Consider the following 13,039-nt stretch of genomic DNA (forward strand, 5'->3'; position numbering starts at 1 on the left):
CTAGAGGGCGGTCGCCTGAAGCAGCGGGTCGGCGTCGAAGAGAACTTCGTGACCGCCGAGCAGCAGCCAGACGGCGATCGCGACGGTGGCGAAGGCGGCGATGATCATCACCGGGTCGATGCGCAAGCGGGCTTCGCCGCGGATGATCGCGGCGAAGGGCCAGACCGACGTGCCCTTGGAGGCCGTCTGCCAACCATCCCCGAGGCGCCGGCGGGCGCGTTTTTCGAGCATGAAGAACCCGCCGATGGAAAACAGCGCGAAGCCGCCGAAAAGAACGAGCGCGCGCAGATCGCCATTGGGCACGATGTGACCGGCGGCCCAGAGCAGGAAGCCCCAGAGCACCGGGTGACGGGTAATCGTCACGATAGCGCCCGGCCGCTCGTTTCCCTGGTAGATCGAGATCGACAAGGCGTTCTCGCTGAAGAGGCCGGCGAGCACGAAAAAGATGCCAAATGGCGCCAGAACGAAGGTCACCCAGGCCTGCCACGCCGCCGGTTCCCAGAGTGGAATGAAATCGAGCTGAAGGGCCGCGTGAAAGACGAATCCGAGGGCGAGCACGGACAGAAGCGAATAGAGAGCGAAATAGGTCGAACGGCCGAGCCGGTCGATCAGCCCCTGGCGCAGGGCCGGCCAGGCCGGCACCAGATGGAGCAGCAGGAAGATGGCGAAGGCGAAAAGAAAATAGGTCATGTCTGTCGTCTCACGCATGGCGCCAGAGAAGCAGGCGCTCCGTTGCCACATGGCGGCGAACGGTTTCGAAGAAGCCTCGCAACATATAGCCGATCGCGTCCCAACTGAGCGATGCCCTGTTGTCGAGCACGGCCTTCAGCACCCGCACCAGCTCGACCGCGGCGCGATCGTCCTGCTCATGCTCGGCGCGCAGCCGTGCGATCAGGCCGTCGCGATCACCGTCCGTCCGCTGATCTTCGACCGCGGGAAACAGGATCATTTCCTCCAGCGCATGGACGCGCCTGAGCTTTTCCGGCAACTCCGCCATGATTACCCGGCAGCTTGTCATGTCGATGCGGCGCGGGATCGAATCGGCAAGCGTCTCGAGGCGGTCGCACAGAGACAGAAGCTCGCGGTAAGCCTGTCCCAGTTCGTGGTGTTCCGAAAATTGCTGCTGCATCGATCCGCTCCGTTGAGTGTCGCTTCGCACTACACCCGCCGGCCACGGTCCTCTTTGACATTTCTCAAAGTCTTCGGCGCGACCGGTCGCGAGGTTGCGTCCGAACTCATCAAGTTTGCCGGATTTAGATCAAGGGCGGCCCAGCGCGGTGCGAACCGTAGCGCCTAAACGTTGGCGTATCGGCGCTTGCGAGACCGGGACTCGGCCATAGCCCTTCGCGGGATTTAGGCCGATTGTCGTCATGCACGGGAGGTGGAACTCATGCGTTCAAGCCATGCGGTGAGCCGCGATCTTTCGCGAACCAAACCATGCTGGTTGAAGTGGTGAACACAAAAATGCGCCCACGAATCTTCAAACGCCATTTCCATGTCCCCGGTGATCGCGGTGGTTCCTAGCCCGATCTCGGCATAGGTAAACTCGAAGCTGCCGCTCGGACGCGCCATCGCAATGTGGAACGGTTGACCAGTGAACTCGTTGATCATCGGCCGGCCGTTGCTGCGCATGACGCCGGGGATATCCACTCTGGCGGTTCTCAACTCCAGGTCCGCTTCAAGATCAATCGGCAGGAACAATGTCCGGCAGAATTCCGAACATGTCGATGCGAAGACGGAGAAGAGATTGCTCAACGGGTCGCCGGCCTCACCGGAAACGATGGCTTCAAGCGCACTCCGTTGCGCTTGATTCGCACGCTCGTCGATGACAATCAGGCGTCGACCGTTTCCGTCCTTGATTTCGCCGGGCCACTTGTAAATCGCCGCCCAGTTCAGGCCAGCGATCGGTGTGTCGTCGAAGTGGCCTTCAACCACGTTGCCGACGAAGGCCGACTGGCAGTAACCGTGAGTGCTTGGCAGATTGAACTGGCAGCCGCAATTCATGGCGCAGTTGCAATTGTCGTAGGTTTCGCTCTTGAAGAGCCATTGGTCGACCATCTCTCCTATCCTCCCCTAATCCGTTAGAGGGCAGTTCGTCATGTCGAACCCTTCTGCATGCGCCGCGCCGCTACGCTTGCTGGACACGCGCTACCTTGGGTGCGGAAGAAGCAGAATTTTACCAGTGTCGAGGGGCCGCTTCAATCGGGCGGCCAGCCGCAAACCGGGCACGGCTGGCTTCAGCAAGCCGGCCGTGAGCATCGCCACACGTTCACGTATGTGCCCCCGACGCTGGGGCTGCGCAGCCCTTCGCGTCTCAGCGGTCGAGGAAGAGAACGATGGCGATCGCGACCGCGGAGAAGACCGCCGACAGCGTCGCGCCGCGCTGAAGCACGCCCATGCGATAGAGCATAAGGGCGAAGACGATGATGATGGGGGTGGCGACGGAAAGGCCGATCTGTGCGTCTGTCATCGGAAGGCTCCTTTGTTGACCGCCAATAGCCCCGCCCCCTGCCGCCATCTTTGTCGAATCGCAAAGACAGGGCCTGCGCCGGCGATTAGCTCGAACCGGTTTTGTAGATGGAGGCACTGACATGGATGCCCGCAGTGATCCGATTGCCGCAGCAGTGGACGAGGACACAACGGACGCCCTGCTGCTCTGGGTGCTCGTCTGGAGCGAACTTGCCGCTTTCGGCATTCTTCTCGTCGGATTTCTGGTCGTCGGGTTGATTCAGGCAGACGCCTTTGCCGCTGCCCGCGCGCATCTCGATCCGCTGCTTGCCGGTATCAACACCCTCGTTCTCCTGACCAGCGGCTGGCAGGCGGCGCTGGCGACAAGGCCCCGGGCGTCGCTCGGAAAACGGCGGCGGGCGCTGGTCGGCGCGGCGCTTTTGGGCTTCGCATTTGTGGCCATCAAGCTCTTCGAATACAGCACCGAGGCCGGCGTTGCCGGCGATCCCCAGTTCGGTTCCTTCTTCGAGCTCTATTTCCTCGTCACCGGCTTCCATCTGCTGCACGTCGTCTTCGGCGCCTTCGTGCTGCTCATGGTTGCCTGGCGACCAAAACCCGGCAACGTCGCGCTCATCACCACGCTCTGGCACGTGATCGATCTCGTCTGGATCGTGATGTTTCCGCTCGTCTATCTCGTGTGAACGCCATGACCGATCATAATCCGCGACAATTGTTCAAGATCTGGCTTCTGCTCGCCATGGTCGTGATCTCGGGCATGGCGCTGATGGCCATCGCCGGGCCGACGCCCTTGGTCATCGCCGTCCTGTTGGGCCTCGCCATCATCAAATGCCGGTTCGTGGCGCTCGATTTCATGGGTTTGCGTGGGGCCCCGTCTGCCCTTCGCCTGGGCCTTCTGACCTGGCCCGCAGCACTCGTCCTTGCCGCCGCAGCGAAGCTGCTCCTGGGCACGGCTCTCTTCAGTTGAGACGAGCCGCGGACTTGTTTGCCGAAACGCAAAGAAGCCGGCGCCGATTTCCCTAGACATGGGGTCGCCCCGATTGTTGCCGGCGCCGATAATTCAGGCGCCACACGGGGAGGGGATCAGATCAGCCGGCCGCGCTCTCAGCGGCCATCTGAAATCGAAAGGACCACGTGATGGCAGAACGCCTCACCAAAACCGGGGCCCGTAACGTCTTTTACGGCGGGTCCTTCTTTTTCTTCGCAATCTTCGTCGGGCTCACCGCCCACAGCCACTACTACATGCGCACGACCTCGACGGACGAGACGACGCTGACCGATGCGGTCGCGCGCGGCAAGCACGTCTGGGAAAAGAACTCCTGTATCAACTGCCACACGTTGCTGGGCGAGGGTGCCTATTTCGCACCCGAGCTCGGCAATGTCTGGAAGCGGTTCGGCGGCGAGGCCGATCCGGATGGCGCCCGCGAAACCCTGAAAGCCTGGATGGCCGCCCAGCCGACGGGCATCGAGGGACGGCGGCAGATGCCGCAGTTCAACCTTACCGAACAGGAACTCAACGACCTCGCCGACTTCCTCGAATGGACGAGCCGCATCAAGACCCAGGATTGGCCGCCGAACGAGGCCGGTTAAGCGAAGCGATTGGAGTATGACACCATGAAATACCAAACCCAGAAGGTCGCGATGCTCTACTTCTACGGAGCGCTCGGTCTGTTCCTCGCCCAGGTGCTGTTCGGCGTGCTTGCCGGCACCATCTATGTCCTGCCCAATACGCTCTCCGAGCTTCTGCCCTTCAACATTGTGCGCATGGTCCACACCAACGCGCTGATCGTCTGGCTGCTCATGGGTTTCATGGGCGCAACCTACTATCTGCTGCCGGAAGAGGCGGAAACAGAGCTCTACAGCACGAAGATCGCCATCGCGCAGTTCTGGATCTTCCTGATTGCCGCGGCCGTCGCCGTCGTCGGCTACCTCATGCACATCCACGAGGGACGCGAATTCCTCGAACAGCCCTTCGCGATCAAGGTGGGGATCGTCATCGTCGCGCTGATGTTCCTCTACAACATCACGCTGACGGTGCTGAAAGGCCGCAAGACCACCGTCACCAACATCCTGATCTTCGGGCTCTGGGGTGTTGCAATCTTCTTCCTCTTCGCCTTCTACAACCCGATCAACCTGGCGCTCGACAAGATGTACTGGTGGTATGTCGTCCATCTCTGGGTCGAAGGCGTCTGGGAACTGATCATGGCATCGGTGCTCGCCTTCCTGATGATCAAGCTCAACGGCATCGACCGTGAGGTCGTCGAAAAGTGGCTCTATGTGATCGTCGGCCTGGCGCTCTTCTCCGGCATCCTCGGCACGGGCCACCACTACTACTGGATCGGCGCACCGGGTTACTGGCAGTGGATCGGTTCGCTGTTCTCGACGCTCGAAGTCGCCCCCTTCTTCACCATGGTGGTGTTCACCTTCGTGATGACCTGGAAGGCCGGCCGCAAGCATCCGAACCGCGCAGCCCTCCTCTGGTCGATCGGCTGCTCGGTCATGGCCTTCTTCGGCGCCGGCGTCTGGGGCTTCCTGCACACGCTGTCTTCGGTGAACTACTATACCCACGGCACTCAGGTGACCGCGGCCCACGGACACCTCGCCTTCTTCGGCGCCTATGTGATGCTGAACCTTGCGGTCATGGCCTATGCCATCCCGGAAATCCGCGGCCGCGCGCCCTATAACCAGTGGCTGTCGATGGTGAGCTTCTGGATCATGTGCACCGCCATGTCGGTCATGACCTTCGCGCTCACCTTCGCCGGTGTGCTCCAGGCGCATCTGCAGCGGGTGCTTGGCGAGAGCTACATGGACGTCCAGGACCAGCTCGCGTTGTTCTACTGGATCCGCCTCGGCTCCGGCGCCGTCGTCCTGATCTCGGCGCTGATGTTCATCTGGGCGGTTCTGGTGCCCGGTCCTGAGCGCAGCGAAAAGCTCGCCGGTGTCGTCCAGCCCGCCGAATGACCCATCAGCCGGCGCGGTTCGCCGCGCCGGCATCTCCCCAAGAATTCCCAGCATGGAGACGTGCCATGAGCCCTGTCCAAACTGCCGTCAGCCGCACGACGCTCGATATCCCCGCCTATAGTCCCTCGGGCAACGAATGCGCGCTTTTCGAAAACGCCTGGGTGCGGCAGCTGCCGCTGCTCTTGAAGGGACCGACCGGTTGCGGCAAGACCCGCTTCGTCAGCCACATGGCCGCAAAGCTCGGCCTGCCGCTTTCGACCGTTTCCTGCCATGACGATCTGGCCGCCGCCGACCTCACCGGACGGTATCTCTTAAAGGGCGGCGACACCGTCTGGGTCGACGGTCCGCTCACCCGGGCCGTGCGGAACGGCGGCGTCTGCTATCTCGACGAGATCGTTGAAGCCCGCAAGGACGTGGCCGTCGTGTTGCATCCGCTGACCGATGACCGCCGCATGCTGCCGCTGGAACGCACCGGCGAATTGCTCGAAGCGCCGTCGAGCTTCATGCTGATCGTCTCCTACAATCCCGGCTATCAGAACCTTCTGAAGAGCCTGAAGCCGAGCACAAGGCAGCGCTTCGTCGCGATCGAGTTCGACTTCCTGCCGCGGAACGCGGAGATAGCGGTCGTTTCGCAGGAGAGTGGCCTGCTGGAGAGCCAGGTGGCGCCGCTCGTCAACCTCGCGCAGCGGCTGCGAGCCCTCAAGGGCCATGATCTCGAAGAGGGCGTATCCACCCGGCTGCTCGTCTATTGCGCCTCGCTCATCGATGCCGGCATGCCGGTCAAGGATGCCGTGCGGGCCGCGATGATCGAGCCTCTGACTGACGAACCGGATGTGCGCGCAGCCCTTCTCGAAGTGGCCGGTTCGCTGATCGCCTGAGGTGGACCATGCTTGATTTCCTCGAGCTCGAAGAAACCGTCGGACGGGCCTGGCACCGTTTCGTCGGCAACACCGGAACCTGGCGGCGTTACCCGGAGGAGGCCGTGAAGCTCGCCGACATGCTGCCGTTGCTCGGCGTCTCCTTCCGTGGACATGGCGGCGAAGCCGCGGTGCAGATCGTGCCAGCCCGCGGACGCACCTCGACTCATCGGCTACGGTGGCGGCAACGCATGGGGCTGGGTGAAGAGAAACTTGTGCAGCCGGCGCGTGACCACGCGTCGTTGATGCTGCCGGGCGAGATCGACATCTTCCCGACGAAAGACCTGAACCGGGACCTCTATCACTGGCTCGTCGCCTATATGGCGACGATGCCCGTCGATCCGGTCAACGAAACCGATCCGCTGCGGCGCGACCTGGCGCTGATATCGCGCGCGCTGGAAACGGTCGAGGACGTCTTCCAGCGGTTCCCAGGCCTTAGGCGACGCTATCGGCGTCTGGCGGAGGCAACCCTTGCCGAGCGGAAGCGGGGCGCGCTGCCATCGATCGAGCAGCATCTTGAAAACCGCATCCTCAGGCTGTTGCGCAAGGCGACGGGCGAGGCGGATACAACGCTTCCGGTGATCTTCCCGCACCGCGCGCCGCCCGGTTACCTGCCGATGCTGCCGATGCCGCTTTGGCCGGACACGCTGCTGCGCGCCGAAACCACGACGATGCGCGACGAGGATGTCGCAGCAATGCCGGGAACTCAGAGCGCGGTCGCCGAGGCCGAACGGCACGTTGCCGTGCGCGAAAACCCGGAGAACCGCAAGGGAGAACGTAGCCCTTTCATCCTCAACCGGTTCGAGAAGATCCTGGCCATGGCGGAGATGGTCAATGTCGACCGCCCCGGCGACGACAGCGACGACCACGACAGCACGGCGGCCGAAGAGCTCGACGACATGACGCTCGGCGAGCGCAAGGGGCGTCCTTCGGCGCGCTTCCGCTTCGATCTCGATCTGCCGCCGGAAGCCGTCAACCCGACGCCGTTGACGTCCGAGCTTACCTATCCGGAATGGAACTACCGGACCGGACAGTACCTCAACGACCATTGCCGCGTGCTGGCGATGCCGGCCTCCGCTGAGGCGGAGCGGACCGAACTGACCGAGGAAAGCCGGAGCCTGATCCGCCGGGTGCGGCGCCAGTTCGAGGTGCTGCGCCCGCGGCACGAGATGCTGCGCGCACAGCTGGACGGCGCCGATCTCGATCTCGACGCGGTCGTGCGTGCCCGCACCGATCTCGCCGCCGGCGGCCAGGGCAGCGACCGTATCCATCTGATGAGCCGGCCGCAGGTGCATGATCTGGCGGTGACGATCCTCGTCGACGTGTCGCTGTCGACCGACTCCTGGTCCGACAACCGGCGCGTGCTCGACGTGGAAAAAGAGGCGCTGCTCATTCTTGCGCACGGGCTCTCGGCCTGCGGTGACAACCACTCGATCCTGACCTTCACCTCAAGGCGGCGCGACTGGGTGCGGGTGGAAACGGTGAAGGCCTTCAACGAGGCGATGGGACCGCTGGTCGAGGCGCGCATTGCAGCGCTGAAGCCCGGCTATTATACCCGCATCGGTGCTGCGATCCGTCACGCCGCGGCCGAGCTTCGCCGGCAGCCGAACCGAAAGAAGCTCCTTCTGGTCCTGACCGACGGCAAGCCCAACGATATCGACCACTACGAGGGGCGCTTCGCGCTCGAAGACAGCCGTCGCGCGGTCACGGAGGCACGGCGCAGCGGCATAAACACCTTCGCCGTCACGGTAGACCGGGAGGCGAAGTCCTATGTACCGGCCATGTTCGGCCAGAACGGCTACGCCGTGGTCGGCAACATCTCTCGGCTGCCCGCAGCGCTGCCGGCGATCTACCGCAACCTGGTCGGGTGAGGTCCTCTTCGAGGGAACCGAACGAGCTGCTGCCGCAACTGCGTTGCGGCGGTCGCAAGCGCAGAACTGACCGGCACCAGAAAACTCCGCTCGTCCCAGCTAGACGGTGTGCCAAATCCCGGCGGTCCGGATTCGAGTGCGAAAGAGATGCGGAGCTGTCGGTTTTTCTGATAGCGAAATTCCAGGTTCGGCTCGGTGAAACGGCAGTCAACCTTCGACGGCTCTGCATTTGAGACTTCCTCGAGCCAGTCCGCCAGATGCTCCGCTTCGAAGGTGGTGAGGCACGGATCACGAAACGTCCATTTCCTGCCTTTGATGTCGACATGGCCTTCGACGATCAGCCAGTTCGAATCCCACGCGTCATCCATCACGTCCGGGAACTGGTATTGCCGAATGGCCATACGCAGAGAGGAGTGTCGACCTTGAAAGGCGACGAGCTGCAGGCCGCTGGGTTCGTCGGGTTCTCTCACGGGATAGGGCTGACAACGGTTGTGAACGCGGTAATCTCCTTGCCGATCAGGTCAGCGTAAACCACCGTGCGCCGGAAGCAAGTCACCGATGGCCCGGTTTGGACGCCAGGCCATCGGCTTCGCAGAAAGCAGACAGAACCTTCACGCCGCCTTGCTGTGCACCCGCTGCGTTCCGTCGATATAGGCATCGAAGGCCGCAGCCACTGCGCGGATGACGAAGCGGTGTTCGGGACGCACCGTGATGACGCCAGCCGAAAGATCGACTACGCCATCCCGCTGCAACTCCGCCAATTTGCCGTTGCCTTCGATCAGCGACTGCCAATCCCGGCCATGAGCAGCGGCGATCGCGCGGAGATCCGCGCCGAAGTCGCACATCAGCCGTTCGATGATTTCGGCGCGCAGCCGATCCTCGTCGGTCAGCCGGTAACCCTTGGTGGTCGCGAGCCGGCCCGATGCGATGCGGCTCGCATAGACACCGGGCGGCACCTCGTTCTGGACATAACCGTCGCGCGAGCGGCCGATCGCTGAGGCGCCGAAGCCGATCAGCGTCTCGCAGGTGTCCGTCGTATAGCCCTGAAAGTTGCGCCGCAGCCGCCCGGCCGCCTGGGCGGTGACGAGATCGTCGTCAGGCAAGGCGAAATGATCGAGGCCGATCTGACGGTAGCCGGCCTTGACCAGCGCCTCGGCGATCGCCATCGCCTGTTCGGCGCGGGCGGCACTTCCCGGCAGCGCCGTCTCGTCGATCGTGCGCTGGTGCTTCTTGAAGCTCGGCACATGGGCGTAGCCGAAGACGGCGAAGCGTTCCGGCCGCATCGCCACGGCCGCTTCGACCGTCTCGACGCAGGAACGCACCGTCTGGTGCGGCAGCCCGTAGATCAGGTCGAAATTGATCCCACGGATACCGGCGCCGCGCAGATGGTCGACGGCTTCGGCCGTCTGCTCTTCGCTCTGAATGCGGTTGATCGCCTTCTGCACCGCGGGATCGAAGCTTTGCACGCCAAGGCTGGCGCGACGGACCCCGCCTTCGCCGAGCGCCTCGGCCATGGCGAGCGTCAGCCGACGCGGATCGATTTCGACGGCGACATTGGTTGATGACGACAGTGCGAAGCGCTCGCGCATCAGCGTCATCAGTGCCAGAAATTCGCGCGGCTCGATGATTGTCGGCGTGCCGCCGCCAAAGTGCACTTCCGCGACCGCCAACGGCCGGCCAACGGTGTCGGCGACCATGCGGATCTCGTCTCGCAGAACATCGAGATAGTCGAGAATCGGATCGTCCTTCTTGGTGATCGTCGTGTGGCAGCCGCAGTACCAGCACATCGAACGACAGAACGGGATGTGCAGATAAAGCGACACGTCCTGCCCCTGCGGGATTGTCCTTAGCCAGTCGCCGTAGGTGTGCTCGTCGACGTCAGCGGCGAAGCGCGGGGCGGTCGGGTAACTCGTATAGCGCGGCAGGCGCATCTCACCATATTTCAGCAGCGCGGAAGCTAACATGTCATCCTCATCTCATTGGCGGCGGATGCTGCTTTCTAGGCTTCGCGGGCCGGCACCTCTTTGCGAAAAGTCAAGGACGGGACGGTCTCGGCCAATGCGCGATTTGTTTGCGCTTCGACAAAATGTCGCGGTGGCGCTGTCGCTAGGGTGCGGAAATCCGGGGCGTGTGCGCCGGCGTTCCCGGACCATCAACAAGCGACGGCGTTCAGAAGCGGATGACCATGACCATTGCAGAGACCGAAAAGCCCTTCATCGATGTGCGGACCATACCGCCGGTGGAACGCCATCCGAAAATCTTCGGCATGCTGAACGCGCTTGCCGAGGGCGGCGCCTTCATCATCATCAACGACCACGATCCGCGTCCGCTGCACTACCAGTTGGAAACCCGTTATCCGGGCGAGTTCACCTGGGAGTACATCGAGCAGGGACCGGAGGTCTGGCGCGTCGAGATCGGCAGACAACAGTCTTCCGGCTGCGACTGCTGCTGCGGCGGACACTGAGCCTCTGGTGTGCCTGAAGAGTGGGGTGAAAAAGCGTGTGCCATTTTCCGCTCCCGTCCCGCTCTCACTTACGAGAATCAATCACGCTTGGTCGACTCGACCAGAACCATCGTGATCCAAGGGTTGAACCTCCATGTTCGCAGCCACGCTATCCCGCTGGACCATGTCCTATTTCGCGGCCGCGCTGATCTTCCTCGTTCTCGGCGAGATCATGATGGTTTTCGGCTTCGGCTACCCGGTCTCAAGCCTTGAGGCGCCCGAAACGCTGGCGCTCGTCCATGTCGTCGTGTTGGGTTGGCTGAGCCTCTTGATGACCGGCGCGCTGCTTCAATTCGTGCCGGTTCTCGTCGGCCAGCCACTTTCCGTGTCCAACGTCGCCCTGCCGGCGCTCCTGTTCCTCATGACAGGCATCACCAGCCTGACACTCGGCTTCGTCAGCCTTTCCGGCACGATCGATCTTCCGCTCGTGCTGCTTCCTGGCGGAGCCGCGTTCTCCATTGTTGGCTTCTCGGCGCTCGCTTTTGCGTTCGCTGCCACCCTCTGGCACGCGCGCCCCCTGACGCTTCCGGCCCGCTTCGTCGCCGTCGGCCTTGCCGCACTCCTTGGCACGATGCTGCTCGGCGGCGTCTATACCGGCGTGCTCTCGGGCCTGATCGATGCGGAAGGCGCGATCGAGCTGACGATCGACGGGCTCTCGCTTCATGCTTCACTCGGCCTTTGCGGCTGGCTGAGCTTCACCACCATGGGCGTGAGCTACCGGCTTCTGACCATGTTCATGCTCTCGCCGGACAGGGAACGGAGAAGCAGCCGCGCGGTCTTCGCGCTTGGTGCCCTTTGCCTCGGTCTTCTTGCCGCCACCGTGCCGGTCGTGATCGCAGGCACCATCGGCCGCGAACCGCTCTTGCTCCTGGCCATCGGCTTGGGCGCCGCGGCGGTGGCGATCTATGTCTGCGACATCCTGCGCATCTATCGGGAACGTCGGCGCAAGGCGGTCGAGCTCAACAGCCGCGCCAGTATCGGCGCCTTCGTGTCGCTGATCGCCGCGAGCCTGCTCTTCGTCGCGCTGCTTACGGCCGGCCGGCTCGATAGCGGTATCGGTGCTGTCGTCTATCTCGTCACTTTCGGTTGGCTGACGGGCATGGGGCTTGCTCAGCTCTACAAGATCGTGCCGTTCATGACCTGGCTCGAATGTTACGGTCCGGCGCTTGGGCGCCTTCCGACCCCGAGGGTCCAGGACCTCGTCACCGAAGCCTCCGCCCTTCGCTGGTTCCGGCTCTTCTATCTGACGGTCGCCATCGGGACGTTGGCCCTTTTGATCGGCAGCGCTCTTCTCTTTCGGTTCGCAAGCCTCGGCCAGTTGATTGCTGTCAATGCGCTTATCCTGGAGTTCGTGCGAACACGGCGGTTGATCAACGTTCCGGCCGAACTTCGATTGCCTGACGGACTTGTTCGGCCAGGCCTGTTTCTGCCATCTTTTTCCTCACGGAGGTTCCCATGAGCCAAGATCCCTATGAACTGGACGTCCGGCCGCTGTTGCGCAGCGGCAGCGATCCGTTCCAGGCCATCATGAATGCCGTCGACAGCCTGGCGCCGGGCCAGGCGCTGAAGCTGATTGCGACCTTCCGGCCGGTACCGCTTTTCAGCGTGATGGCCGGGCGCGGTTTCACCCATCAGGACCGCCCGCTCGACAATGGTGACTGGGAGGTTCTGTTTTCTCCCGAAGGCGAGGTCGATGGGATCAGGCTTTCGGCCGGCGAAACCGATCTCGACACCTGGCCAGATCCCAGCCGTCAGCTCGACCTGAGCGATCTCGATCCACCCGAACCGATGGTGCGCATTCTGGCGACGGTCGAGAAGATGGCCGAGGGCGAGGTGCTGTTCGCGCTGCTCGCACGCGAGCCGCTGTTCCTCTATCCGGAGCTCGCGAAACGCGGTCACAAATGGGCCGGCAATTTCGATGCGGCCGGCGAGACCTACAGGATCCTTATCCGTATCGGCGGGAGGCGTTCCCATGCCGGCGCCTGAGACCCTGGACCTCGAAGCGAAGATCCGCGACGCGCTGCGCATCATCATCGACCCGGAAATGGGCAAGAACGTCGTCGATCTCGGCCTGATCTACGACATCGACGTTCAGGAGGGCGGCATTGCCCGCGTCACCATGACGACGACGATCAAGGGCTGCCCGGCGACCGTCTTCCTCAAGGAAGCGGTGCAGAATTGCGTCTGGTATGTGCCGGGTGTCGAGTATGCCGAAGTCCGCCTGACATACGAGCCGCCATGGACGCCCGAGATGATCACCGGGGACGCGATCGAATACGCCCACGGCAGCATCTTCTAGGACTGCCCCTGTTAGAAAAAAG

General features: G+C 62.9%; 16 protein-coding genes. 10 read left to right on the forward strand and 6 right to left on the reverse strand.

From position 1 onward, the window contains the following. From C1A35_RS21910 to C1A35_RS21925, 4 genes are all read right to left on the reverse strand, one after another. Nucleotides 1-690 carry an NnrU family protein gene (locus C1A35_RS21910; protein ID WP_104666363.1) on the reverse strand — a complete coding sequence of 230 codons (690 nt, stop codon included), beginning with the start codon at nucleotides 688-690 and terminating at the stop codon, nucleotides 1-3. A 10-nt stretch (nucleotides 691-700) separates the two neighbouring features. Beyond that, complete coding sequence (locus tag C1A35_RS21915) at nucleotides 701-1,129, reverse strand: hemerythrin domain-containing protein (protein ID WP_104666364.1); 429 nt, start codon at nucleotides 1,127-1,129, stop codon at nucleotides 701-703. Nucleotides 1,130-1,368: 239 nt separating this feature from the next. Beyond that, on the reverse strand, nucleotides 1,369-2,058 hold the full coding sequence (locus C1A35_RS21920) for a DUF1326 domain-containing protein (RefSeq protein ID WP_104666365.1): 690 nt from the start codon (nucleotides 2,056-2,058) through the stop codon (nucleotides 1,369-1,371). 256 nt (nucleotides 2,059-2,314) lie between these two features. Further along, nucleotides 2,315-2,470, reverse strand: a complete 156-nt coding sequence (locus tag C1A35_RS21925) for a hypothetical protein (protein WP_104666366.1) — start codon at nucleotides 2,468-2,470, stop codon at nucleotides 2,315-2,317. 121 nt (nucleotides 2,471-2,591) lie between these two features. Between C1A35_RS21925 and C1A35_RS21930 the strand changes: the two genes are divergently transcribed. From C1A35_RS21930 to C1A35_RS21955, 6 genes are all read left to right on the forward strand, one after another. After that, entirely contained in the window at nucleotides 2,592-3,149 is a 558-nt protein-coding gene (locus C1A35_RS21930) for a cytochrome c oxidase subunit 3 (protein ID WP_104666367.1), read from the forward strand. Nucleotides 3,150-3,154: 5 nt separating this feature from the next. Next, nucleotides 3,155-3,433 (forward strand): cytochrome C oxidase subunit IV family protein, encoded by a 279-nt coding sequence (locus tag C1A35_RS21935; protein ID WP_104666368.1) that lies wholly within the window; start codon nucleotides 3,155-3,157, stop codon nucleotides 3,431-3,433. 170 nt (nucleotides 3,434-3,603) lie between these two features. Continuing rightward, nucleotides 3,604-4,056: a c-type cytochrome gene (locus C1A35_RS21940; RefSeq protein ID WP_104666369.1), complete on the forward strand. Its 453-nt coding sequence runs from the start codon at nucleotides 3,604-3,606 to the stop codon at nucleotides 4,054-4,056. 24 nt (nucleotides 4,057-4,080) lie between these two features. After that, on the forward strand, nucleotides 4,081-5,427 hold the full coding sequence (locus tag C1A35_RS21945) for a nitric-oxide reductase large subunit (RefSeq protein WP_104666370.1): 1,347 nt from the start codon (nucleotides 4,081-4,083) through the stop codon (nucleotides 5,425-5,427). A gap of 65 nt (nucleotides 5,428-5,492) precedes the next feature. Then, nucleotides 5,493-6,305 (forward strand): CbbQ/NirQ/NorQ/GpvN family protein, encoded by an 813-nt coding sequence (locus tag C1A35_RS21950; RefSeq protein WP_104666371.1) that lies wholly within the window; start codon nucleotides 5,493-5,495, stop codon nucleotides 6,303-6,305. 8 nt (nucleotides 6,306-6,313) lie between these two features. Continuing rightward, complete coding sequence (locus C1A35_RS21955; protein ID WP_104666372.1) at nucleotides 6,314-8,215, forward strand: nitric oxide reductase activation protein NorD; 1,902 nt, start codon at nucleotides 6,314-6,316, stop codon at nucleotides 8,213-8,215. Here C1A35_RS21955 and C1A35_RS21960 read toward each other — a convergent pair. After that, nucleotides 8,194-8,685: a WapI family immunity protein gene (locus C1A35_RS21960; RefSeq protein ID WP_104666373.1), complete on the reverse strand. Its 492-nt coding sequence runs from the start codon at nucleotides 8,683-8,685 to the stop codon at nucleotides 8,194-8,196. The genes C1A35_RS21955 and C1A35_RS21960 overlap by 22 nt on opposite strands. A 141-nt stretch (nucleotides 8,686-8,826) precedes the next feature. Next, the gene (hemN, locus tag C1A35_RS21965; RefSeq protein ID WP_104666374.1) at nucleotides 8,827-10,179 is read right to left on the reverse strand and encodes an oxygen-independent coproporphyrinogen III oxidase; all 1,353 of its coding nucleotides are present in this window, start codon (nucleotides 10,177-10,179) and stop codon (nucleotides 8,827-8,829) included. A 221-nt stretch (nucleotides 10,180-10,400) separates the two neighbouring features. On the opposite strand from hemN, the gene C1A35_RS21970 reads away from it, so the two are divergent. The 4 genes from C1A35_RS21970 (at nucleotide 10,401) to C1A35_RS21985 (ending at nucleotide 13,017) form a co-directional block, all read left to right on the forward strand. Next, a complete protein-coding gene (locus C1A35_RS21970; RefSeq protein WP_104666455.1) occupies nucleotides 10,401-10,679 on the forward strand; it encodes a DUF2249 domain-containing protein in 279 nt (92 codons plus the stop codon). A 133-nt stretch (nucleotides 10,680-10,812) separates the two neighbouring features. Next, nucleotides 10,813-12,177: a hypothetical protein gene (locus tag C1A35_RS21975; protein ID WP_104666375.1), complete on the forward strand. Its 1,365-nt coding sequence runs from the start codon at nucleotides 10,813-10,815 to the stop codon at nucleotides 12,175-12,177. Further along, nucleotides 12,174-12,704: a DUF2249 domain-containing protein gene (locus tag C1A35_RS21980; RefSeq protein WP_104666376.1), complete on the forward strand. Its 531-nt coding sequence runs from the start codon at nucleotides 12,174-12,176 to the stop codon at nucleotides 12,702-12,704. Before C1A35_RS21975 ends, C1A35_RS21980 begins: the two co-directional genes overlap by 4 nt. After that, nucleotides 12,691-13,017, forward strand: a complete 327-nt coding sequence (locus tag C1A35_RS21985; RefSeq protein ID WP_104666377.1) for a metal-sulfur cluster assembly factor — start codon at nucleotides 12,691-12,693, stop codon at nucleotides 13,015-13,017. The genes C1A35_RS21980 and C1A35_RS21985 overlap by 14 nt, the downstream gene beginning before the upstream one ends. Nucleotides 13,018-13,039 lie beyond the last annotated feature (22 nt).

The sequence above is a fragment of the Ensifer adhaerens genome (assembly GCF_002940685.1).
Taxonomy (GTDB): domain Bacteria; phylum Pseudomonadota; class Alphaproteobacteria; order Rhizobiales; family Rhizobiaceae; genus Ensifer; species Ensifer adhaerens_E.

Coding starts and splice junctions, on each gene's coding strand:
- C1A35_RS21910 (WP_104666363.1), bottom strand. CDS start 690: ATGACCTATTTTCTTTTCGCCTTCGCCATCTTCCTGCTGCTCCATCTG.
- C1A35_RS21915 (WP_104666364.1), bottom strand. CDS start 1,129: ATGCAGCAGCAATTTTCGGAACACCACGAACTGGGACAGGCTTACCGC.
- C1A35_RS21920 (WP_104666365.1), bottom strand. CDS start 2,058: ATGGTCGACCAATGGCTCTTCAAGAGCGAAACCTACGACAATTGCAAC.
- C1A35_RS21925 (WP_104666366.1), bottom strand. CDS start 2,470: ATGACAGACGCACAGATCGGCCTTTCCGTCGCCACCCCCATCATCATC.
- C1A35_RS21930 (WP_104666367.1), top strand. CDS start 2,592: ATGGATGCCCGCAGTGATCCGATTGCCGCAGCAGTGGACGAGGACACA.
- C1A35_RS21935 (WP_104666368.1), top strand. CDS start 3,155: ATGACCGATCATAATCCGCGACAATTGTTCAAGATCTGGCTTCTGCTC.
- C1A35_RS21940 (WP_104666369.1), top strand. CDS start 3,604: ATGGCAGAACGCCTCACCAAAACCGGGGCCCGTAACGTCTTTTACGGC.
- C1A35_RS21945 (WP_104666370.1), top strand. CDS start 4,081: ATGAAATACCAAACCCAGAAGGTCGCGATGCTCTACTTCTACGGAGCG.
- C1A35_RS21950 (WP_104666371.1), top strand. CDS start 5,493: ATGAGCCCTGTCCAAACTGCCGTCAGCCGCACGACGCTCGATATCCCC.
- C1A35_RS21955 (WP_104666372.1), top strand. CDS start 6,314: ATGCTTGATTTCCTCGAGCTCGAAGAAACCGTCGGACGGGCCTGGCAC.
- hemN (WP_104666374.1), bottom strand. CDS start 10,179: ATGTTAGCTTCCGCGCTGCTGAAATATGGTGAGATGCGCCTGCCGCGC.
- C1A35_RS21970 (WP_104666455.1), top strand. CDS start 10,401: ATGACCATTGCAGAGACCGAAAAGCCCTTCATCGATGTGCGGACCATA.
- C1A35_RS21975 (WP_104666375.1), top strand. CDS start 10,813: ATGTTCGCAGCCACGCTATCCCGCTGGACCATGTCCTATTTCGCGGCC.
- C1A35_RS21980 (WP_104666376.1), top strand. CDS start 12,174: ATGAGCCAAGATCCCTATGAACTGGACGTCCGGCCGCTGTTGCGCAGC.
- C1A35_RS21985 (WP_104666377.1), top strand. CDS start 12,691: ATGCCGGCGCCTGAGACCCTGGACCTCGAAGCGAAGATCCGCGACGCG.